Source organism: Streptococcus sp. 4155, from assembly GCF_013276695.1.
GTDB lineage: Bacteria > Bacillota > Bacilli > Lactobacillales > Streptococcaceae > Streptococcus > Streptococcus pseudopneumoniae.
In genome coordinates, this window is sequence record NZ_VMLM01000092.1 from 1 (window position 1) to 21,162 (window position 21,162).

The following is a 21,162-nucleotide window of genomic DNA, read 5'->3' on the forward strand; positions in this document are numbered from 1 at the left end:
TTGCTCTTTGATTTTCATTTAGTATAAGTACAAGAAAACTCAGACTGCCTTCGTCTGAGTTTTTATAATCTTAAATTTTCTAGGTAGCGCTGGGCTGTCTCTAGGTTAAAGGTTTTATCTGCGATGAGGCGCTCGACTAGGGGAGCAACTTCGGATTCACTAGCACCTGCGAGAAGTGCCAAAGATTTAGCCTGCAATTTCATGTGGCCTTGCTGAATCCCTGTACTCACCAAGGCTTTCAGGGCCGCAAAATTTTGGGCAAGCCCAATAGACACGATAAGCTGGGCTAATTCTTTGGCAGAAGGATTTCCCAGTAGTTCATGACTGAGGGCTACACGAGGGTTGAGACCGATAGAGCCACCCTTGGTCGCCACAGGCATGGGCAGGGTCATCTCACCGACCAATTCTTCTCTTTCAAGATCCAACGTCCAGCGGCTAAGACCTTGATAGCGTCCGTCTCGACTGGCAAAAGCATGAGCCCCTGCCTCAATGGCACGCCAGTCATTACCAGTGGCAATTAAAATGGCATCAATACCATTAAAAATCCCTTTATTGTGAGTAGCAGCTCGATAAGGATCAGCCTGCGCAAACTGACTAGCCAAAGCAATTTTCTCCGCAATTTCTCGTCCTTGATCCTTTTGACGACTCAAGTATCGAAAGGAAATGCGACAATTTGCAGTCACCAGAGAATCGGTCGCGTAATTAGACAGAATTCCCATGAGACTCTGTCCCTGACTCAATTTTTCTAAGACTGGTTTCAAGGCCTCCAGCATGGTGTTGAGCATATTAGCACCCATGGCTTCCTGGGTATCGACATGAAGATAAACAACGAGAAAGTCTGTTTCACCTTTGATCCGTTCTACATGCAGATCACGCGCCCCGCCTCCACGTTTGACTATAGAAGGATAGGCTTGATTGGCAAGCTCCAAGAGCTCAGCCTTCTTGCTGGCAATCTTCTCTTGGGCTTGTTCAGGATTAGCAACTTGATAAAGGGCTACCTGCCCAATCATCTGGCGCTCATGAACCTGAGCAGTAAAGCCACCTGCTCGCTTGATGATTTTACTAGCATAGCTGGCCGCAGCAACCACGGACGGTTCTTCTGTCACATAGGGAACTGTGTATTCCTGACCGTTAACGAGAACCTCTGGGACCAGCGAATAAGGCAGAGAAAAAGTTCCCACCACATTCTCACTCAGCTGGTCTGCCACAGTTACACTCATCTGTTCATCCTGCTCTAAACTCTCTTGCCTCTCAGGACTAAGGAACGCCTGAGCTTTTAACAGCTCGTGGCGCTCTTGGTATGATTTTTTAGAAAATCCATTCCAACTTATCTTCATTATTTTTCAACCTTGCTATAACGGCGTTGGTGGTCAACAATTTCAACCAAGGCAAAATCTTGATTTTCATAGCCAGCAAACTGAGCAGAATTTGTTTCATCTAAGTCTACTTCTTCAAAGAAGACTTTTTCATAGTCTGCAACAGATAAGGCAGTTCGTTGGTTGAGCTTGTTCAAGCGGTCTTTATCCAGATAAGCTTCATAACCTTCAACCAATTCACCGCTGAAGAACTCAGCTACAGCACCACTTCCGTAACTATAAAGGGCGATTTTATCCCCAGCCTTCAAGCTATCTGTATTTTCCAAGAGAGACAGAAGCCCAAGGAAAAGTGAACCTGTGTAGATATTCCCCACCTTTTGACTGTAAAGAATAGACTGGTCAAAATGCTTTTGCAAGAGGTCTTTTTTCTCTTGAGGCAGGCTCTTATCCATGATTTTTTTCAAACCTTTTAAGGCTAATTTAGGATAAGGCAAATGGAAACAAACAGCCGCAAAATCATCCAAAGTAAGCTGGTAGCGTTTTTGATATTCAAGCCAAGTCGTTTTCAAACTATCCAAATATTGTTGGGTAGAATAGACACCATTTACATAAGGAGTTGTCGAGTAATTTGGACGCCAAAAATCCATGATGTCACGGGTTTGAGCAACATTGTCATTATTAAAGGCCATCATGCGTGGATTTTGTGTAATCAACATGGCCACACTGCCGGCACCTTGAGTTGGTTCTCCTGGAGTTTCAATACCGTACTTGGCAATATCACTGGCAATGACCAAGACCTTGGACTCTGGAGAATTTTCCACATGCAATTTGGCATAATGAAGGGCAGCTGTCGCTCCATAGCAGGCTTCTTTAATCTCGAAACTACGCGCAAAGGGCTGAATACCCAGCAAGCCATGCACAAAGACGGCTGCAGCCTTACTCTGGTCAATTCCTGACTCGGTCGCCACAATGACCATGTCAATTTCTGCTCTTTCTTGCTCAGTTAAAATAAAGTCACTAGCACTGGCCGCCAAGGTCACGATGTCCTCAGTTAAGGGCGCAATACTCAATTCCTCGAGTAAGAGTCCTTTGCTTAATTTTTCAGGGTCAATTCCCCTCGCTTCTGCTAAGTCTTGTAACTTCAAGACATATTGACTGGTCGCAAAACCAATCTTATCAATACCGATTGTCATATTTACCTCTGTTTTATCATTCATGTAAAAAATCGTTCGGTACTATTTTATCACAAATGGCAGTAAAAGAGATAAAAAAGACTTGATTCACCAAATCAAGCCTCTTATTGGTCATAATTTCAAAGAATGATTAGTTGCTAGAGAGTTCACCGATATAAGTAGCTTTATAAGCCCCATTCTCAGTTATCAGTTCCTGGAGGATTAAATTTCCTGAGTAAGTCCTTCCCATCTCATCTACAAATTCTTGATAAAACTGACTGGTCGGAATTTCTCTGACATCCTTATCAAATGTCTTGTCAAGTGTTTTACTAACCTTTTCGGCAATCAACTGATGCTCTTGTAATCCACTTTGAAACTCTGAACCCAAACTAGAAACCATGACTGGGATAAGCAACAAAGTCAGTAGACTTACAGACAATAAGGAAAATAGTGATTTTTTCATGATTTTTCCTCCTTTATATAGAGAGAATAGCATACATAGAAAGCCTTGTCACTATATTTATCTCATTTTTCAGAAAATTCTTTTATTTCTGTAAAGTCTACGATACTCGATGTGTTTTTATATAATGATACAGTCTGAGAATCACTGTTCCGCTAGCCATTCCAATGGAAATGACCAGAGCCAGCATAACAACTAATGTTGCACTTGCCAGCGCTTTATTATAGTCCCCTGTCACAAAAAAGGCAGTTGTCCGATAGGAGAGATAACCCGGAACCAAGGGTGCCAAGATTGCTAAGATAAAGACCACAGCAGGAGTCTTATAAAGAATACTTAAAATCTGGCTGACACAAGAACCTATAATGGCTGCAATAAAAGTAGCCACAATAACATTGGTCGGTTCCTTGAGCAAGAGATAGACTAGCCAGACAGCCATGCCCAAAATTCCTCCTGGTAAGAGCATGGACCGCTGAACATTGAGTACGATTAGAAAGGTAATAATAGCAAGAAGACTTGCTACTGCTTGTAATAAAAAGGTTATTAGTGTCATATTAGTTCATCAATACCAAGGCGACAGAAGTTCCTGCCCCTAAAGCAAGGGTAATGAGCAGGGATTCAAACATCTTGCTCATACCAGAGTTTATGTGGTTGGTCATAATATCACGAACCGCATTGGTCAAGGCAATTCCTGGAACAAACGGCATGACCGCACCAGCTATAATCAAGTCTGCCGTTGAAGGAAAGCCTGTGTAGCGAGCCCAAAACTGGGCAATCATTCCAAAGACGAAGGCCCCAGCAAAGGCTGTCACAAAGGGAATTCGGATAAACTTCTCCACATAGAGGGAAAAGGCAAAACCAAATAAGGTCGCCACTCCTGCCCCAAGTGCGTCGTAGATATTTCCACTAAACATAACCGAAAAGAAAGGAGCACTTAAGGTCGCAGCCAGAGTTACCTGCAACTTAGTATAGGGAAGGGGTTGGGCCTGCAAGGCCGTCAATTGCTTAAAGGCTGTTTCTAAATCAATCTGCCCCCCAACCAGCTGACGAGAAATCTGGTTCACATCGCAGACTTTTTCGATGTTATAAGAAGAGGAGGTCACCCGCTTCATGCGCGAAATATTGGTATTTTCAATAGAGAAAAAGATAGCGGCAGGCATGGCAAGGACATTGCAATCCACAATCCCCTGCGAATGCGCAATCCGAATCATGGTATCTTCTACGCGATGAATCTCTGAACCACTTTTAAGGAGAATAGTCCCCGCTAGCATAATCACATCGATGACGGCATTTAATTCTCTTGATTCTTCCATGCGTTCCTCCTTTTATCAACTCCTTCTATTCTATCACAAATCTGGAGTCAAAAAAAATCTTTGCCATGAAATCATGACAAAGATTGATTACTTATTTTGATTATCCATCTGATTTTAAGGAGTAGCTGAACTTGTTTTAGGTTTGTAGATTGAAATCTTGACCCTTGTCTTATTGAGGTCTACCTTTTCACCTGCTCTAGGACTTTGTTCAACAACCATGCCTTCTGCACTACCTGCAGGCGCTTTCGTCACTTCTACAACTTCTATATTGGCTTCCTTAATCCCAACAATTTGAATCAAATTGTTCTTAGTAAACTCCAAGCTGGAACCAATGTAACTCGGCATGGCAACACTTGTAACTTTTTTAGCTACTGTCAAGACGATTTGAGTAGGTTTACTCAAATCATAAGGGATACCTGCACCTGGACTTTGTTTCATAATCGTTCCTGGTTCGCTTTCGCTGGACTCTTCTTCCTCTATCTTAATCAAATTCTCAGGAACCTTCTTCTGCTTGAGTTCTGAGATGACTTCTGTAGAGTTCCGTCCAATATAGTTCCCTAATTGAATCGTCGTAGCTTTTTTAGCCACTGTCAAGACAATTTGAGTTGCCTTGCTTAAGTCATAGGTCGTACCTTCTGGTAGACTTTGCTTCATGACCGTTCCAGCCTCACTCTCCTTGGACTCTTCTTCCTCAATTTTAATCAAATTATCTGGAACTTTTTTCTCTTTTAATTCCGCAATGACATCAGAGGATTTCCGGCCGACATAATTACTAATTTGGAAGGATTGTTTGCCTGATGAGACAACCAAATTGATTTTCGTTCCTTCTTTTCGACCAGTTCCAGCGCCAGGATCTGTACGGATAATCCGCCCTTCCTCCACCTTTTCACTGGCCTCTGACTTCTCCTCTCCAATCTCAAAATTGGCTTTTTTGAGCGTTTCCTTGGCTTCCGCAACTGTCTGACCTGCCACATCTGGAATAGAAATGGTTGCAGGAGTTCTGGATAGTATCCAAATAAGAGAAGCTGCCACCAATACAAGGCTGGCCAAAAAAATCAGGTAACGCATCTTAAATCTACGTTTTTTCGGTGCTTGTGGTTGGTAAGTTTCCTCTGTCACAGCCTGGCTTGGTTTTTTGATTGGTTTGTGTTCTGTCTGCGCTTGAACCTTAGGAATAGATGTCAAGGTACTCTGGGAAACCTTCGGTAAGGTCTTGGTATCTGCCTTAGTCGCATCGTCAAAGATCAGCTTTGGTTCATTACGACGATTATAAGACAAACTACTAGACAAATCCACATACATCTCAGCAACTGATTTATAGCGATCTGTCAATTTCTTAGCAGTTGCCTTGATAACAACATTCTCCAAAGCCTGGGGCACAGATGGATTCTCAGCAATAACGGACGGCAGGGGTTTTTGGAAATGCTGGAGGGCGATGGTCACTGCACTATCCCCATCATAAGGGATATGGCCTGTCAGCATCTCATAGAAAATGATCCCCATGGCATAGATATCACTTTGTACAGTCGCCTTAGAACCACGCGCCTGCTCTGGTGACAAGTAATGAACGGAGCCCAGCATCGAGTTAGTCTGAGTCAGACTCGTCTCAGCAAAGGCTACTGCAATCCCAAAGTCTGTAACCTTGACAGTCCCATCTGGTGTCAAGAGGATGTTTTGAGGTTTCAAGTCCCTGTGAACAATCCCTCTGGTATGAGCCAAACGCATGGCGAGAAGAATTTGTCCCATGATACGGACGGCTTCTTCATTAGAAAGAGGATAGTGTTCCTTGATATAGCGTTTAAGGTCAAGTCCAGCCACATACTCCATAGCGAGGTACTGTTGACCGTCTTCCTCACCAATATCTGTTATCCGAACGATATGAGGATGGTCTAAATCTGCCATAGCTCTCGCTTCACGCTGAAAACGAGCTACAGCTATCGGGTCCGTCTGGTAGTTAGTCCTCAGAACCTTCACTGCCACTTCTTCCCCGTCTAGAATCAAATCTTTGGCTAAGTAAACATCTGCCATGCCTCCTCGACCAATCTGTTTGACAATCCGATAGCGTCCGACAAAAATCTTGCCGATTTGGATCATTCTGCATCCTCCTCGTTCATAGAAACAAGGGCAACCGTAATGTTGTCTAAACCTCCTGCATTGTTAGCAAAACGAACAAGTGTCTCCGTTTTATCTGCTAAAGGAATATCACTGGTTACAATATCCCGAATCTCACTGCCTGAAATCATGTTGGTCAAGCCGTCACTATTGAGCAAGAGATAGTCACCTGACTCAAGGATCACTGTCCCAAAATCAGGCTGAATTTCATCTTTTTGCCCAATAGACTGGGTGATAATATTTTTTTGCGGATGAGCTTCTGCCTCTTCTGGTGTCAATTGACCAGCCTTGAGTAATTCATTGACCAAAGAATGGTCGCTCGTCAACTGATGGTATTCTTCTCCACGAATCAAGCCGATACGCGAATCACCAATATGAGCATAGATAGCCTGATTATCGATAATAGCAAGGACTTCCAAAGTAGTTCCCATACCTCTGTAAGCTTCATCCTGACCAAGCTGGTGAATCTTTTGATTTTCAATTTCTAGGTAATGGGCGAACCATTCACGCACTTCATTGACTGTATCGATTTGGGTATCAACCCAAGCTATACCTAGGTCTGTTACCGCCATTTCACTAGCGATATTCCCTGCGCGATGACCTCCCATCCCATCAGCTAAAATAATCATAGTACGTCCAGCTCTATTGACATAGTGGTTGACATAGTCTTGGTTATTTGTCCGTTTCTGACCAACATCTGTTAATAATGAAATTTCCATGTGTCAGTTCCTTCCTAATCCGATATCTTGCGAAATTGACTGATGAAGAATCCATCACTTCCATACAATTCAGGTGTAATGAGGATACAGCCGTCTTTCATGATATCCTTACATTCATGTTCTAGCTTTACCTGCTCGAACTCAGGATGACTTTCTAAAAACGCCTCAACGACTTGAAAATTCTCCTCTGAGACAATAGTACAGGTACTATAAGTTATTATACCACCTTTGCCTAGTGTTTGACAAACACTACCTAATATTTCTAGCTGAATTTCCTGTAAGGACGCGAAATCTGCCGTTTCTTTATTGTATTTGATATCTGGTTTTCGGCGCAAAAGACCGATTCCTGAACAGGGAGCATCCACTAAAATCTTATCAAATGAATCCTGACTAAAAAACTCATGCACCTTTCTGGCATCCAATTTTTGCCTTTGAACCCGATCTGCAACTCCCAGACGTTGAGCATTTTCTTGAATTAAGTCCAACTTGTGATCGTACAAGTCCAGAGCAGTAACCTGACCTGTCGTGAGATAAGAGGCTATATGGGCTGTTTTCCCACCCGGAGCCGCACAGGCATCAAGCACTCGCTCATCTCCCTGCAAATTCAAAGTTGGCGCAACCAGCTGACTAGACTCGTCTTGGATGGTTATAGTCCCTTCTGCAAACAAATCATGGCCTGCAAAATGCCCTTGCTCCTTAACCAGACCAGTGGTTGCTAAAAGGGAATTATTCGCCTCCAATAAGGCTTGGATTTCCTCTTTTCGGCTTAAATCAGTTACACGAATACTGGCCTTGTTTCGCACCAAGAGACTTTCAAAAATAGCTTGCGCTCGCTCCTCTCCGTATTCTTCCTTGAGCTTTGCAACTAGCCAAACCGGAAGGGAATAAGCGATGGAGTCACGCTTGTTTTTTCGTTTGATGCTAGCAATATCTGGCCAGCCTTCACGCAAGATACGGCGAAGGACGGCGTTGACCAATTTTTCACTGCCTTTTTTACGGACTTTGGCCAATTCCACTGCTTCATTGACCACAGCATAATCTGGAATCTTGTTCAAATAGCGGAGCTGGTAGGCACTCATGAGAAGAAGGACATAGAGCCAGTTATCTAACTTATCTCTGTCTTCGATAAAATGGGATAGGTACCATTCCAGAGTCAGTTTACGGGCTACCGTTCCATAGACTAGCTCGGTCACTAAGCCCTTGTCTGCTGCCGAAAGTTGACTTCCCTTGAGATGCTTATTTAAGGCGATATTTGAGTATGCTTGATTGATAAAAACATCCTCTAATACTGCCAGGGCTAAACTTCTAGCCGTTTCTACTTTAGTCACCAAATCGTTCTCCTACAGTCAATGTACGTCCAACTCCGTTGAGGAAGGAAGCGATGTCCATCTTAGGCTTACCAGCTGGCTGCACTTGCTTAAGAGACAAAGCTCCTTCTGCCGTTGCGACAATCAATTCTTTCTTGCCGATAGAGAGAATCTCTCCTGGATTTCCCTGACCTTCTACTGGCAGGGCTTCATAAATCTTAAAGCGGTCGCCCTTAAGGAAAGTATGGGCAACAGGCCAGGGGTTCATCCCTCTGATTTGGTTGAAAAGTTGACGATTGCTTTTAGTCCAATCCAACTTTTCTTCCTCTGGCTTGATATTTGGCGAGAAAGTAACCTGACTTGGATCCTGCGGTTCAGGTTTGATGTCACCAGCAATGTAGGCAGGCAAAGTATCCAAAAGCAAATCACGACCAACTAGCGCCAATTTTTCAAACAAGGTGCCAACATTGTCCTCATCTGTGATCGGAATACTACGACGAGAAATCATATCCCCTGCATCCATTTCCTTAACCATCTCCATAATGGTTACACCAGCTTCCTCATCACCTTGAATCAAGGCATAATGGATCGGAGCACCACCACGATGTTTAGGAAGGAGTGACGCGTGAACGTTGACCGCAAAGTCCATGCTATCAAGGAGTTTACTTGGGAGAAACTGGCCAAAAGCGGCAGTCACAATCCCATCTGCTCCTAGCTTCATAAGATCTTCCATCTCTGGACTTCCAGATAGTTTTTCAGGTTGGTAGATAGGAAGTCCTGCCTCTTTTGCAGCTTGTTTAACTGGGGTTTCCTGGATAACTTTTTTACGTCCGACAGCACGGTCTGGCTGGGTCACAACGGCTAGAATTTCGTAACGGTTATCTGTCAAAAGTCCTTTTAAGACTGTTGCTGAAAAGTCGGGTGTCCCCATAAAGATTAGTTTTGTCATATCTTCTCCTTCTTATAAAAATTGCTGTGGCTCATGGTCAATGCTGAGACGGAGCTCACTATTTTCCCTTTCTTGAGTCAAGGCCAAGACCTGGTTGAGGGTTGGTCCCAGCTCATCTTCTAAACGGTATTTAATTAAAATCTGGTAATGATAGAGGTTGTGAGTACGGGCGATGGGTTTGGGCGTTGGCCCGAGGATGTTACTGGTTTCAGACAAACCTGACCGCAAAATGTTCATGACTTCATAGGCACGTTTGACCACCTCTTCTTCTTTCTTGTGAGAAAGGGTAATGCCAATGGTGAAATAGTAAGGTGGATAGCCAAGTTGTCGTCTGATACCCATTTCATAAGCATAAAAGCCTTCGTAGTCCTGGTCTTTTGCAAATCGAATAGCGTAGTGCTGAGGATTGTAAGACTGAATCAAGACCTGCCCAGCTTTTTCAGCACGTCCTGCTCGACCTGCCACCTGAGTCAAGAGCTGGAAGGTTCTCTCAGAAGAACGGAAATCAGGCAGATTCAAGGCCGTATCCGCATTTAGAACACCGACTAGGGTCACATTTGGAAAATCCAATCCCTTGGCAATCATCTGAGTACCTAGTAAAATATCTGCTTCTCCTCGCCCAAACTGGTCAAGCAGAGCTTGGTGACTACCTTTCTTACGAGTCGTGTCCACATCCATGCGCAGAATGCGAGCCTGGGGAAAGAGTTCTGCTAGCTCGTCATAAGCCTTCTGTGTCCCTGTCCCATAGTAACGAATACTTCGACTCTTACAGTTAGGACAGATCTGAGGAATGTCCTTCGAAAAGCCACAATAATGGCAGTTCATGGTCTTGGTATCCATATGGAGAGTCAGAGAAATATCACAGTTGGGACAAGTATCCACGGTCCCACACTCCCGACACATGACAAAGCTAGAATAACCACGGCGATTGAGCATGAGAACCACCTGCTCTTTTTTAACCAGACGGTCTTGGATAGCCTCTAGCAAAGGAGGCGTAAAGTTTGACGTCTCATTCTGTCCGATATAGTCTCGAAAGTCAATCACTTGAACCTCAGGGATTGTAGCCAAAGGATTGGCACGTTGGGTTAGACGTAAGTGTTGATAGACGCCTTTGCCAGCACGTGCCCGGCTCTCTAAGCTCGGCGTTGCAGATCCAAGTACCAGAGTTGCTTGATTATACTGAGCCCGTAAAATAGCTACCTCTCTGGCATGGTAACGGGGATTGCTGTCCTGCTTATAAGCCGCTTCATGCTCTTCATCAATAATCATGACACCCAGATTTTTCAGAGGAGCAAAGATAGCAGATCTGGCACCAACAACAACTTGGGCATCGCCACGCTCCACCTTGCGCCATTCATCATACTTTTCGCCATTGGATAATCCTGAGTGAAGAATGGCTACCTTGTCCCCAAAACGTGCTATAAAACGCTCGGTCATCTGAGGAGTCAAGGAAATCTCAGGCACTAACAAGATGGCTGTTTTCCCCTTATCCAAAGCTCCTTGGATTATTTGTAAGTAAACCTCGGTCTTCCCACTTCCTGTGATCCCTTGAAGGAGGAAGGGAGGCTGATGACTACCAATAGCACTCACAACCGCATCACGCGCCTGTCTTTGCTCTGGATTCAACTCCAAAGGCTGACTTGCTTCAATCCCTTCAAAATAAGCAGCCGAGCGTTGCACTTCCTTTTGGACTATGGACACAGCACCTTGTTCCACAAAAAAGTTGACCTGCTCCCGTGAGTAGGACTCTAACAAACTAGCCAAGGAAGCACTCTCAGGATGAGACAGCAAGTAATCTCTCAATTCCAACTTTTTCTTGGCACGCGCAGATATTTCAACACCTTCTAATTGAGCTAGATTCACCTCATACCAAGACTGGGTCTTGACCTTCTTTTGATCGACTGCCTGATATTCCAGACCAAGTAGGCCTTTTCTAGTCAAACGCATCATTTCAGCTTGCTTACCTAAATCCAGAGAAGAAAAGGCTAGTGAATCTTCAGAACCAAACAAGCGCTCTCGGTCTTCCTGACTCAGACCTTCCAGAGGATAGAGAATCTTGTCATAGCTAGAATTTAGAAATCCCGGTAGCATAGCCTTGAGAATAGAGATTTTGTAAGAAAATACAGATTTGCGGAGCTCCTCAGCCAGCCAGAGTTGTTCTTGCGTGAGAACAGGAGAAAAATCCAGTACCTCGGCAATATCTTTTAAATCTTGACTTACCCCTTCTTCATCCACTTGGGACTCCAAACCAAGAACAATCCCTTGAATCAGGCGATTGCCCTTACCAAAAGGCACATGAACCCGCATCCCAACTTCTAGCATTCCCTCAAATTCCTTAGGAATCTTGTAACTATAGGGCTGGTCCGTCTGCATCAAGGGCACATCTACAATAATCTTGGCTATGGACATCTTCTCACCTCCTCCTTGTCAGTACATTCTTACAAGAGAAAAAATAAGATTGAGTCCCCCCAACCTTAAATTTTTTCACCATCTTCTTTTTCTTTAGCGATTTGCTCTTTAATTTTCTTTTCTTCTTCTTCTTTGCGGCGTTTTTCTTCTTCGATACGGCGACGCACTGCTTCACGTTTCCCTTCTGGGTCTGGGTGAATGGTTACGTTTCCTGATTCGATTTCTTCTAGAGCGCGAAGAGTTGATTTTTCAGACTTGAAACCTTGAGTTGCTGGTGCACCTGCTTCCAATTCGTGGGCACGTTTTGCTTCCAAGATTACGAGTGAATATTTTGAAGGAACCTTGTCGAGCAAGGTATCAATAGAGGGTTTTAACATCATTTGCTTGTACCTATTTTCTAAATTTTATCGGGTAGTTGGAGACTTTGGTAACATCTCCTGATAGTGACCAATGACACGGTCCACACGGAAGTGCTCTGCTTCGATCACACGTTTGACACGCTCAGCAGCTAGGGGCACCTGATCGTTGACAATCGCATAATCATACTCACGCATGAGGGCAATTTCTTCCTTGGCTTTCTCGATTCGTTGGGCAATCACTTCTGCACTATCTGTTCCACGACCTACTAAACGATCTTGCAATTCATCCAAATCCGGTGGTGTCAGGAAGATAAAGACAGCATCTGGAACCTTTTTCTTGACCTGAAGAGCGCCCTGAACCTCAATTTCAAGGAAAACATCAATTCCCTTGTCCAAGGTTTCATTGACGTAGGTCAAAGGGGTTCCATAGTAGTTGCCGACATATTCTGCATATTCCAACATCTGTCCTTGACGAATCAACTCTTCAAACTCTTCGCGAGTACGGAAGAAATAGTCACCACCGTCCACTTCTCCAGGACGTTGTGCGCGTGTCGTCATCGATACAGAATATTGAAATTGGTTTTCAGAACTCTCAAAAATCTCTCTTCTAACCGTTCCTTTTCCAACCCCTGAAGGACCAGAAAAAACGATTAGTAAGCCTCGGTCTGCCATTGTGTCTCCTTTTAGTCAGTCTGTGAAATAACATTTCTCTAGAATAATGACAAAAAGCCAAATTATCCTTTACAGTCTTTCTATCTAGTGTAACAAAAAAGCAGTAATTTTTCAACTGCTCTTTCTTATTTATTTAGATGTGTTGTGATTCGAACGTGAAATATCGCTTTTAAAATATCTTCAGAAAATAGGTCTATACCATTTACAAATGAAAAAGAAAGGTTTATAATGTAATTGACATAATAAATTGTAGAATCAATTTTTTAAGGAGGTTAACATTATGCCTAACTATATTAAAGCGGATCAGTTTTTCTACCCACACGGAGTTCGTCGAGGTGGTTACTTGGAACTTGTGGACGGCAAGTTTGGAAAACATGTAGAGCAGATTCCTGAAGGGGCTGAGGTGATTGACTATACAGGTTATAGCATTGCCCCAGGTCTTGTGGATACTCATATTCATGGATATGCAGGTGTAGATGTGATGGACAACAACATTGAAGGTACATTGCATACTATGAGTGAAGGACTTCTTAGTACCGGTGTTACCAGTTTCTTACCCACAACTTTAACAGCCACTTATGAGCAATTGCTTGCAGTCACTGAAAATCTTGGAAACCATTATAAAGAAGCAACAGGTGCTAAGATTCGTGGGATTTATTATGAAGGTCCATATTTCACAGAAACTTTTAAGGGGGCACAAAATCCAACTTATATGAGAGACCCGGGTGTTGAGGAGTTTCATTCTTGGCAAAAAGCAGCAAATGGCTTGCTAAATAAAATTGCTCTTGCGCCAGAGCGTGAAGGTGTAGAAGACTTTGTACGGACTATCACCGGAGAAGGTGTAACGGTTGCTCTTGGGCACTCAAACGCGACTTTTGATGAAGCTAAAAAAGCAGTCGATGCTGGAGCGAGTGTTTGGGTACACGCCTACAATGGAATGCGTGGGTTGACTCACCGCGAACTGGGTATGGTTGGAGCCATGTATCAATTACCTCATACCTATGCAGAGTTGATCTGTGATGGCCATCACGTAGATCCAAAAGCCTGCGAAATTCTTATCAAACAAAAAGGGACAGAAAACATTGCTCTTATTACAGACTGTATGACAGCTGGTGGATTGGAAGACGGTGACTATATGTTGGGAGAATTCCCAGTTGTCGTTGCAAATGGAACTGCACGCCTCAAATCGACAGGTAACTTGGCAGGTTCTATCCTCAAACTCAAAGATGGTGTGAAGAATGTAGTCGAATGGGGAATTGCGAATCCGCATGAAGCAGTCATGATGGCCAGCTTCAACCCAGCTAAATCCGTTCACATCGATGACGTCTGTGGACAAATTCGTGAAGGTTATGATGCAGATTTTATTGTTTTAGACAAAGATTTGGAATTGGTAGCAACCTATCTAGATGGTGTGAAACGTTATCAAGCATAAGAGAGAAGAGTCTGGGCAAAAGTCTAATTTGAGGAGAAAATCCAGTAATACTCCTTTGAAGTCAAAAAGCAACAAACACTGTCAACTATTTGTTACAACTCCATTAATTAGTATTCCACTTTCTAAAATCAGTATTTTGAGCTGTGCAATCCAAGTCTTCTAATTTGTTTTTTAATTTCTGTTTAGTATAAATTTTACTTGGGCAGTAGACCAACTTGGAGCGTTTACGAGTTGTTCCAGGCTCAGTTTAGCTTGTTTTCTTAGTCTCTTCTTTGTCTTTCTGTGAGACTTGGGAGAGAGGATGTTTTCCTTATAGAGTATTTTTCTAACAGTTGTATCAGAGAGCTGAATTCCCTCTTCTTCAGCTAGTAATTCACAGAAATGAAGGACATTTGGTTTATATGTTTCATAGGAGAGGTATTTCTTTAGGACACGTTCTTTGATTTCATCAGGGATTGCATGTTTTGGTTTTCGATTTCTGTTTCCGTGTCTGAAGGCTTCTTTTCCTTTCTGTTGATAGGCTAGTAGCAGACGATTGATTTGTCTTTCAGAAAGATTCAGTTCGACACAGGCTCGATTCTTTGTTTTCTTTCCTTGGTCTATAGCTTTTATCACAAGATATTTTTTCGTTTCATTCATATTCAGTTGGATCCTTTTCATACGACTATTTTATCAAATGGGACATTTTCACGTTCGATTTACTAAATGAAAGTTATATAATGAAGTTAGCCACCCAGCCCTCCTAAAAATTAGATGGTTCAACTAGCTGAAAGTGTAGACATAAGAAAACACCTCTGTGTTATACTTGTTGTTCAACCACAAACACAAGAAAGGCACAGAGATGCGATATTTTAAAAGAGTTGGATTTCTCCAACTCTTCTCTTTTTAATACACGTTATTTTGATTTGACTGGCTTGTCTTGAGCTGTCTTCAAGGCTGTGGCAATCGTATCTGCATACAATTTTGCTCCTGCTTCAATAGTGCTAGTGTCACTTCCGAAATGGACTTGGTCTGTTCCTGCCCAAATTTCTGGATGCTCTTTCGCAACTTGATTCCAATCTGCTATCGTGATGTAAGGTGTCTTCTCTGCCAATTCTCTCATGTAGGCAGCAGCCTTCTCAACGATGGCATAGGTCTCTTTTGTCTTATCTCCCTCATAAGGAGTCACCAAAACCATATGGTGGCCCTTAGGAAGATTTTTCACGATACTGTCCCAGTCTTCCTTGTAATTTTCAGGATTATTTACCCCAGTCGCAATGACCACCATCTTAGGTAAAAATTTATTTTGGCTATTGTTTATCATGATTTCATTGGCAGTCTTGGTTGTTCTGCTGACCTGCGCGTTAATTTGTGCTCCAGGAAGAGCTGTCTGCAGGGCTGTATTTGCCCTTAAAGCCACCGAGTCACCAATTAACATAGTGCCATCAGCAATTCCTAAACTATCAGCTTCTGCTCGTTCTGCTATCACTTTTGTTTGGGCAATAGTACTAGCAGCTTGCTTCAAGCCATTGACAGTTAAGTCTGTCTCAAACGCTCCCACTTGTGGTGCCAACAAAGTCACTAAGAAGACAATGAAGGCCAAGATTCCCGTACTTGTTGCAAGAATTGTGTGAATATAAGGCAGGGGACGAAGAGTTTGTAAAATAGGTGTGTTCTTGCCTGCAATCCAAGGTTCCAATACATAAAATGAAAGACTGGCAAATCCATAAGAAAAAATCAAAGTTAATAACACAGCAAGAAGATTTGAGGTCAACTGTGAGAAAATGATGTAGAAAGGCCAATGGAAGAGATAAACTGCATAGCTAGTATCCGCTAAAAAGCTAATCATCTTTGTCTCTTGTATATGATGTGTCTTTTCATGTAAGACACGCGCCGCCAGAATCATAGCAAGAGCTGCAAGGCTAGCAAGTAAGAAGCCCATAAGATAGGCAAAAAGATAGGTAAATTTGACAAAGAAGGTCAAAATGAGTAAGAAGCCAAAACCTCCTCCAAAAACCAAAAGGGTCTTGCGTAAATCCCAGATTTTATCCAACTGCTTGACGAGGGAAGTCGTCTGACGAACGCCTACAATCGTTGCTAGGATACTTCCCAAAAAGAATGGATAGACATGAGTTAAACTGGAGAAGTAAACAGAGGAATAAGAGGTCACTAGAAAACTACCAATAAACATGGAGAAGAAGCTGATCAAGAAGGCAGCAGCTGATAAGAGAAAAACCATTCCCCTCAACTGACCATTTGATTTGGACTGTTTGGATAAGAACCAAACTGCCAATCCCCAAAGAATATAGTAGTGAACCTCAACGGCCAAGCTCCAATTATGAACAAACAAATGAGGAATGAACTGAGATTCATAACTCCCACCTGTTAGCAGTTCATAGAAGTTAGTCATAAAGCCTAAAACACCCGCAATCTGACCCCCAATTCCAGCCACATAATCTTGGCGAACTAGAAAGGTAAAGGGCATGGTTACCAAGACCATCAAAATCACAGGTGGCACAATCCGATAAAAGCGTCTCCTAAAAAATCCAATCAAGTCAATCTCATGATTTTTAGAAAACTCTTCGATGAGTAGAGCCGTAATCAGGAAACCTGAAAATGTGAAAAAGACATCTACCCCGAAAAATCCTCCAGGAAAGATGGTCTGAAAGAAATGATACAAGAGTACCAGTAGTAAACCTGTAATCCTAATCAAGGAAAACCATTTAATGCGCATACGAGTTTATTCTCCCTTTCATTATACACTTTATTCTATCAAAAAAAGAAGAAAAATCCTAAGAGAAAACTTAGGATTTTTAGCTTATATCTATTCCGTTTTAGAAATTGCGTCCTGACTTATTATAGCCATATTTTTCCACAAAATACTCACGGAATTCCAAGAGATTGTCATCCATGATGGCTTGTCGCACTTGCTTCATCAGGTTAAGCAAGAAGTAAAGATTATGGTAGCTAGTTAAGCGGATACCGAAGGTTTCATCAGCTTTGAGTAGGTGACGAAGGTAGGCGCGTGTGTAGTTCTTACATGTGTAGCAATCACACTCAGGATCCAGTGGCGTAAAGTCCTCAGCAAACTGGGCATTTTTGACAACCAAACGTCCCTGACTGGTCATACAAGTCCCGTTACGAGCGATACGAGTCGGCAAGACACAGTCAAACATATCCACCCCACGAATGACCCCATCAATCAAGCTATCTGGCGCTCCGACACCCATCAAATAGCGAGGTTTATTTTCAGGAAGCAGTTGGGTTGTGAAGTCCAAAACCGCATTCATCTCTTCGTGGGTTTCTCCTACTGCCAAGCCACCGATAGAGTAGCCTGGGAAATCCATGCTGACAAGGTCATGAGCCGATTGGCGACGCAGGTCTTCAAATCCTGCCCCCTGCACAATCCCAAATAACCCTTGGTCATGCGGACGACGGTGAGCCTTCAAACCACGCTCAGCCCAACGACTGGTACGCTCGATTGATTTCTTAACGTAATCGTAAGGTTGATAAAACTGAGGACATTCGTCAAAGGACATCATGATGTCTGAGCCTAGATTATTCTGAATAGAGATAGCTTTTTCTGGCGATAGGAACATCTTGGAACCATTGAGATGGTTTTTAAAGGTTACTCCTTCTTCTGTGATATTACGGCTATCTGCTAAGGAATAAACCTGAAAACCACCACTATCTGTCAAGATAGGCTGGTCCCAATTCATGAACTTGTGGAGACCACCTGCGCGAGCAATAAGTTCATCTCCAGGACGAAGCCAGAGATGATAGGTGTTTGACAGGATAATTCCCGAACCCATCTCCTTCAATTCTTCAGGCGACTGAGTTTTGACAGTGGCTTGAGTCCCAACTGGCATAAACATAGGTGTTGGGAAGGTGCTGTGGGGAGTGATGATTTCTCCCAGACGAGCTCCTGTATGTTTTTCTTTCTTAATCAAACGGTATTTGATTGGTGAATCTGACATTTTTTACCTCCGAAGCTGGGAAAGACAGTCCCAGTTCATACTTTGTACCCAAGGGCATACTGTATGATTTTATCAAAAAAAGCTGGAACTGTCACGAACTATGGTATAATAAGAGAATGAACTATCCAAAAATTGATTTAAAAACAATTCGTCAGGAGTCAAAACATTTTCAGGCTGACACCCCCCGTCTCTTTCTCCTCTATATCCTTCCCAGTATGCTGGTCATCTTATCTGGTTTTCTTAATCCCTTATCTCGGATCCACGTGACTGTTTTAGAACAGCCATTTTTCAGCATACTTGGTCAAATACTTCAAGCCTACCTCTTTCCTCTACTAGTCTCCTTTATCGGGACTATTCTTTTGACCAGTTCCGTCTATGCAACCCTGACACTCATGAAAGATTCTAAAACGGAGCCATCTGTAAAAAACAGCCTAGCTCTCTTTGATGAGGAGCGCTTTTCTCAAACCTTTTTGACCCTACTTCTCAAACGTTTCTATCTCTTTTTATGGAGTATCCCTAATTTACTTGGGATTTACTTCCTCTTTTATAGTAGCTTTTTAGCCCAAAAATTCGTCACCCTACATCCTGAGTTTCCAAATCTAGATCTCTCATCAGTTGAAACCGAGCGTTTCCTCATGGTCTTTGGACTCTACTTTCTTGCAAGTCTCATCTTGATCATTGTAGGAAATATCCTCTATATTCCACAGTATTATGCCTATTCACAGGTGGAATTTCTTCTCTGTTATAGTCTAGACCTAGGACAGGCCTCACCAAGACGAATCCTAAAAACTAGCCGTTCCTTTATGAAGGGCTACAAGTTCCAGCACTTTGTCCTAGATTTACAGCTTCTTCCTTGGTACTTCCTCAATTGGATTACCTTTGGCATTGCTAGTTTTTTACTCCTACCTTATATCCAATGTACTAAAATCAGCTTTTATAGAGCAGTACTTAGAGCAGCACTTAGTAAAAAATACCAACTAAACTACCCCTGGTAGGGCTAGTTTTTCACTCCTACCCTACATTCAAATTAATTAATAAAATGATTTTTTACCGAGCAGTATTGGCTCGAAAACGTCCAAAAGCTTGAAGGTTTTCCCTCAAGCTTTTTTCTATCAATGAGTTTCTCCGCCTACCAACTTGAGATCCTGATCTCCATGTTCTATAATGGCTCCGATTGCCGCTTCTATCCCTCGCCTAATATCCACTAAACTCATAGCTGGAGTTGTAGGTCGATTCACCACCTATTCCATCATATAAGGAATATGCATAAAACCTGCCTTAACATGTGGAAATTTCTTTTCTACCAAATAGAGGGCCTGATACATCAAATGGTTGCAGACAAAAGTCCCTGCCGTATTGGAAACAGAGGCCGGCAAGCCCTCTTTTTTTATAGCTTGAACAATCGCTTTAATCGGTAAACTACTAAAGTAGGCCGAAGCACCGTCTTGGCGAATGGAAAGGTCAATCGGTTGATTACCATCATTATCAGGAATGCGTGCATCGTCTTGATTTATAGCCACTCGTTCAGGCGTCAAGCTAGATCTTCCACCTGCTTGGCCAATACAAAAGACAAAGTCAGGTTGATAGCGGTTCATCTCTTCTTCCAATACTTGAGCCGATTTGTGAAAGACTGTTGGCACTTCTAACCAACGGACCTCAGCACCATGGATTTCAGCTGGTAAACCTTTAATGGCCTCCAAAGCTGGATTAACCTTTTCCCCTCCAAAGGGCTCAAAACCTGTCACTAATACTTTCATTTCTAACTCCTCAAAACAAATTCAATGAGACTTTTTCTTAAAAACAAGTATAACATATTTCCCTTATTCCGGAGTGAAAAGGACTAGCGAGACTAAGATTGACCTTTGAACTTATTTAAAGAGAAAAATACTAATCAAGGCTAAAATAGCTGGCTCACCTTGCTTCAAAATAATTTTCTTATCTGCTGTGAGAGAGCCATAAGCCGCAGCACCAATCACAAATAAAACAAAAATAGTCACAATTTCTAAATTCTGTGAGAAATAAATCCCATACAGGAGAAAGACTCCTAGCAGAGCATTATAAATCCCTTGATTTTTAAACAGTGAACTTACCGACGGACGAGCTAGTTCTTCCCTGTCCATGTTAAAGACACGACTAGTCGCTTCTGATTGCGTTGCAATACTTTCCAAATAAAAAATGTAAAAATGCTCCAAAGCAACGATTGTTGCTAAAATAATTGTAATAATTGACATCTATTTCTCCTTAAATTTCTATATTTTCAATGCTCAAAACCAATTTGTTTAATAAACGGCTGAATTCTGTTCTCTCAGACTCTGTTAAGATACTTTCCATCTCTTTCTTAACCTTGATATGCTGCAGAGGTGGATTCATCACTAACTGCTCCTTGGCATACTTCGTAGCCTCTACCAAGACTTCTCGCTGATTTTCAGGATTACGATGACGCTCCACCAAACCTTCCTTTTCTAAAATCTTAAAATGCCGTGTCAAAGCAGCCTGATCAATCTTCAAACGCTCCTGAACCGCTATTTGATTACAAGGGGAATGCTTCAACAAAAATAATAAAATCTGATACCGTGTCAAACTAATCCCAAGCCTTTTTTCAAACAATTGCGTACTCGCTTGCTCAGACAAGCGGAGTTGATACAGTAAATCTTGAATCTCTATCATTTCTTCCTCCTTTCTATTGATTTATCAATAGTTGATTAATCAAGTTTAATATAATACTGGACTAAAATCAAAAAACATCTTATAATAGTAGTTATGAAACTTACAAACGAAGAAACACAAAAAATTGAACAACTCCTAAGAGATTCATCGTACGCCAAATATCACAAACGTCTACAGATTATTTATTTTCGCTCAAAAGAAAAGAGTTATAAGGAAATCATGGATCTGCTAGATTGCAATAAAACAACTGTTTGGAGGAATTTGAAAAAATATAAGGAGTTTGGTTTAGAAGCGCTTCTTCAAGAGACCCGTGGTGGACGTC

19 protein-coding genes and 2 pseudogenes are annotated in these 21,162 nt (G+C 42.4%); 3 read left to right on the plus strand and 18 right to left on the minus strand.

Annotation, left to right across the window (positions count from 1 at the left end; genetic code table 11):
• Positions 1-62: 62 nt before the first annotated feature.
• The 12 genes from HT715_RS10300 to gmk all read right to left on the minus strand — a co-directional run bounded on the left by HT715_RS10300 (position 63) and on the right by gmk (position 12,785).
• Positions 63-1,337 carry a hydroxymethylglutaryl-CoA reductase, degradative gene (locus tag HT715_RS10300; protein WP_023936862.1) on the minus strand — a complete coding sequence of 425 codons (1,275 nt, stop codon included), beginning with the start codon at positions 1,335-1,337 and terminating at the stop codon, positions 63-65.
• Positions 1,337-2,509 carry a hydroxymethylglutaryl-CoA synthase gene (locus HT715_RS10305; RefSeq protein ID WP_000151945.1) on the minus strand — a complete coding sequence of 391 codons (1,173 nt, stop codon included), beginning with the start codon at positions 2,507-2,509 and terminating at the stop codon, positions 1,337-1,339. Before HT715_RS10305 ends, HT715_RS10300 begins: the two co-directional genes overlap by 1 nt.
• A 130-nt stretch (positions 2,510-2,639) precedes the next feature.
• Entirely contained in the window at positions 2,640-2,888 is a 249-nt protein-coding gene (locus HT715_RS10310; protein WP_025170610.1) for a hypothetical protein, read from the minus strand.
• Positions 2,889-3,048: 160 nt separating this feature from the next.
• The gene (locus HT715_RS10315) at positions 3,049-3,498 is read right to left on the minus strand and encodes a threonine/serine exporter family protein (protein ID WP_000172685.1); all 450 of its coding nucleotides are present in this window, start codon (positions 3,496-3,498) and stop codon (positions 3,049-3,051) included.
• Position 3,499: 1 nt separating this feature from the next.
• Positions 3,500-4,258: a threonine/serine exporter family protein gene (locus tag HT715_RS10320; protein WP_000392948.1), complete on the minus strand. Its 759-nt coding sequence runs from the start codon at positions 4,256-4,258 to the stop codon at positions 3,500-3,502.
• A gap of 114 nt (positions 4,259-4,372) precedes the next feature.
• Positions 4,373-6,352: a serine/threonine-protein kinase StkP gene (gene stkP, locus HT715_RS10325; protein ID WP_172922941.1), complete on the minus strand. Its 1,980-nt coding sequence runs from the start codon at positions 6,350-6,352 to the stop codon at positions 4,373-4,375.
• Positions 6,349-7,089 (minus strand): Stp1/IreP family PP2C-type Ser/Thr phosphatase, encoded by a 741-nt coding sequence (locus tag HT715_RS10330; RefSeq protein ID WP_000406237.1) that lies wholly within the window; start codon positions 7,087-7,089, stop codon positions 6,349-6,351. The genes stkP and HT715_RS10330 overlap by 4 nt, the downstream gene beginning before the upstream one ends.
• A gap of 14 nt (positions 7,090-7,103) precedes the next feature.
• Positions 7,104-8,417 (minus strand): 16S rRNA (cytosine(967)-C(5))-methyltransferase RsmB, encoded by a 1,314-nt coding sequence (gene rsmB, locus HT715_RS10335; protein ID WP_014017339.1) that lies wholly within the window; start codon positions 8,415-8,417, stop codon positions 7,104-7,106.
• Positions 8,410-9,345 carry a methionyl-tRNA formyltransferase gene (gene fmt / locus HT715_RS10340; RefSeq protein ID WP_000163714.1) on the minus strand — a complete coding sequence of 312 codons (936 nt, stop codon included), beginning with the start codon at positions 9,343-9,345 and terminating at the stop codon, positions 8,410-8,412. Before fmt ends, rsmB begins: the two co-directional genes overlap by 8 nt.
• 12 nt (positions 9,346-9,357) lie before the next feature.
• Positions 9,358-11,754 carry a primosomal protein N' gene (locus tag HT715_RS10345; RefSeq protein ID WP_172922942.1) on the minus strand — a complete coding sequence of 799 codons (2,397 nt, stop codon included), beginning with the start codon at positions 11,752-11,754 and terminating at the stop codon, positions 9,358-9,360.
• A 65-nt stretch (positions 11,755-11,819) separates the two neighbouring features.
• On the minus strand, positions 11,820-12,134 hold the full coding sequence (gene rpoZ, locus HT715_RS10350; protein ID WP_000979235.1) for a DNA-directed RNA polymerase subunit omega: 315 nt from the start codon (positions 12,132-12,134) through the stop codon (positions 11,820-11,822).
• Positions 12,135-12,158: 24 nt separating this feature from the next.
• Positions 12,159-12,785 carry a guanylate kinase gene (gene gmk / locus HT715_RS10355; protein ID WP_000775034.1) on the minus strand — a complete coding sequence of 209 codons (627 nt, stop codon included), beginning with the start codon at positions 12,783-12,785 and terminating at the stop codon, positions 12,159-12,161.
• Positions 12,786-13,065: 280 nt separating this feature from the next.
• On the opposite strand from gmk, the gene nagA reads away from it, so the two are divergent.
• Positions 13,066-14,217 carry an N-acetylglucosamine-6-phosphate deacetylase gene (nagA, locus tag HT715_RS10360; protein WP_138707239.1) on the plus strand — a complete coding sequence of 384 codons (1,152 nt, stop codon included), beginning with the start codon at positions 13,066-13,068 and terminating at the stop codon, positions 14,215-14,217.
• A 246-nt stretch (positions 14,218-14,463) separates the two neighbouring features.
• Here nagA and HT715_RS10365 read toward each other — a convergent pair.
• From HT715_RS10365 to tgt, 3 genes and pseudogenes are all read right to left on the minus strand, one after another.
• Positions 14,464-14,856: pseudogene (locus tag HT715_RS10365) on the minus strand (helix-turn-helix domain-containing protein); the annotation flags it as partial.
• A 256-nt stretch (positions 14,857-15,112) separates the two neighbouring features.
• Positions 15,113-16,930: an acyltransferase family protein gene (locus tag HT715_RS10370; protein WP_001220862.1), complete on the minus strand. Its 1,818-nt coding sequence runs from the start codon at positions 16,928-16,930 to the stop codon at positions 15,113-15,115.
• Between the two features lie 100 nt (positions 16,931-17,030).
• Positions 17,031-18,173, minus strand: a complete 1,143-nt coding sequence (gene tgt / locus HT715_RS10375; protein WP_001285257.1) for a tRNA guanosine(34) transglycosylase Tgt — start codon at positions 18,171-18,173, stop codon at positions 17,031-17,033.
• 116 nt (positions 18,174-18,289) lie between these two features.
• Here tgt and HT715_RS10380 point away from each other — a divergent pair, with 116 nt between their 5' ends.
• Positions 18,290-19,168 (plus strand): DUF975 family protein, encoded by an 879-nt coding sequence (locus HT715_RS10380; RefSeq protein ID WP_001108855.1) that lies wholly within the window; start codon positions 18,290-18,292, stop codon positions 19,166-19,168.
• 117 nt (positions 19,169-19,285) lie between these two features.
• Here HT715_RS10380 and pcp read toward each other — a convergent pair.
• The 3 genes and pseudogenes from pcp to HT715_RS10395 form a co-directional block, all read right to left on the minus strand.
• Positions 19,286-19,930, minus strand: a pseudogene (gene pcp, locus HT715_RS10385) (pyroglutamyl-peptidase I).
• A 111-nt stretch (positions 19,931-20,041) separates the two neighbouring features.
• Positions 20,042-20,404, minus strand: a complete 363-nt coding sequence (locus HT715_RS10390) for a DUF1304 domain-containing protein (RefSeq protein WP_000022854.1) — start codon at positions 20,402-20,404, stop codon at positions 20,042-20,044.
• A gap of 10 nt (positions 20,405-20,414) precedes the next feature.
• Positions 20,415-20,840, minus strand: a complete 426-nt coding sequence (locus tag HT715_RS10395) for a MarR family winged helix-turn-helix transcriptional regulator (protein ID WP_000570119.1) — start codon at positions 20,838-20,840, stop codon at positions 20,415-20,417.
• Between the two features lie 93 nt (positions 20,841-20,933).
• Here HT715_RS10395 and HT715_RS10400 point away from each other — a divergent pair.
• Positions 20,934-21,162, plus strand: a 229-nt coding sequence (locus tag HT715_RS10400; protein WP_142924791.1) for a helix-turn-helix domain-containing protein, incomplete at its 3' end; no start/stop codon positions are given.

Bases quoted from the DNA above. Each gene is read 5' to 3' on its own strand.
- HT715_RS10300 (WP_023936862.1), bottom strand. From the start codon at position 1,337: ATGAAGATAAGTTGGAATGGATTTTCTAAAAAATCATACCAAGAGCGC.
- HT715_RS10305 (WP_000151945.1), bottom strand. From the start codon at position 2,509: ATGACAATCGGTATTGATAAGATTGGTTTTGCGACCAGTCAATATGTC.
- HT715_RS10310 (WP_025170610.1), bottom strand. From the start codon at position 2,888: ATGGTTTCTAGTTTGGGTTCAGAGTTTCAAAGTGGATTACAAGAGCAT.
- HT715_RS10315 (WP_000172685.1), bottom strand. From the start codon at position 3,498: ATGACACTAATAACCTTTTTATTACAAGCAGTAGCAAGTCTTCTTGCT.
- HT715_RS10320 (WP_000392948.1), bottom strand. From the start codon at position 4,258: ATGGAAGAATCAAGAGAATTAAATGCCGTCATCGATGTGATTATGCTA.
- stkP (WP_172922941.1), bottom strand. From the start codon at position 6,352: ATGATCCAAATCGGCAAGATTTTTGTCGGACGCTATCGGATTGTCAAA.
- HT715_RS10330 (WP_000406237.1), bottom strand. From the start codon at position 7,089: ATGGAAATTTCATTATTAACAGATGTTGGTCAGAAACGGACAAATAAC.
- fmt (WP_000163714.1), bottom strand. From the start codon at position 9,345: ATGACAAAACTAATCTTTATGGGGACACCCGACTTTTCAGCAACAGTC.
- HT715_RS10345 (WP_172922942.1), bottom strand. From the start codon at position 11,754: ATGTCCATAGCCAAGATTATTGTAGATGTGCCCTTGATGCAGACGGAC.
- rpoZ (WP_000979235.1), bottom strand. From the start codon at position 12,134: ATGATGTTAAAACCCTCTATTGATACCTTGCTCGACAAGGTTCCTTCA.
- gmk (WP_000775034.1), bottom strand. From the start codon at position 12,785: ATGGCAGACCGAGGCTTACTAATCGTTTTTTCTGGTCCTTCAGGGGTT.
- nagA (WP_138707239.1), top strand. From the start codon at position 13,066: ATGCCTAACTATATTAAAGCGGATCAGTTTTTCTACCCACACGGAGTT.
- HT715_RS10370 (WP_001220862.1), bottom strand. From the start codon at position 16,930: ATGCGCATTAAATGGTTTTCCTTGATTAGGATTACAGGTTTACTACTG.
- tgt (WP_001285257.1), bottom strand. From the start codon at position 18,173: ATGTCAGATTCACCAATCAAATACCGTTTGATTAAGAAAGAAAAACAT.
- HT715_RS10380 (WP_001108855.1), top strand. From the start codon at position 18,290: ATGAACTATCCAAAAATTGATTTAAAAACAATTCGTCAGGAGTCAAAA.
- HT715_RS10390 (WP_000022854.1), bottom strand. From the start codon at position 20,404: ATGTCAATTATTACAATTATTTTAGCAACAATCGTTGCTTTGGAGCAT.
- HT715_RS10395 (WP_000570119.1), bottom strand. From the start codon at position 20,840: ATGATAGAGATTCAAGATTTACTGTATCAACTCCGCTTGTCTGAGCAA.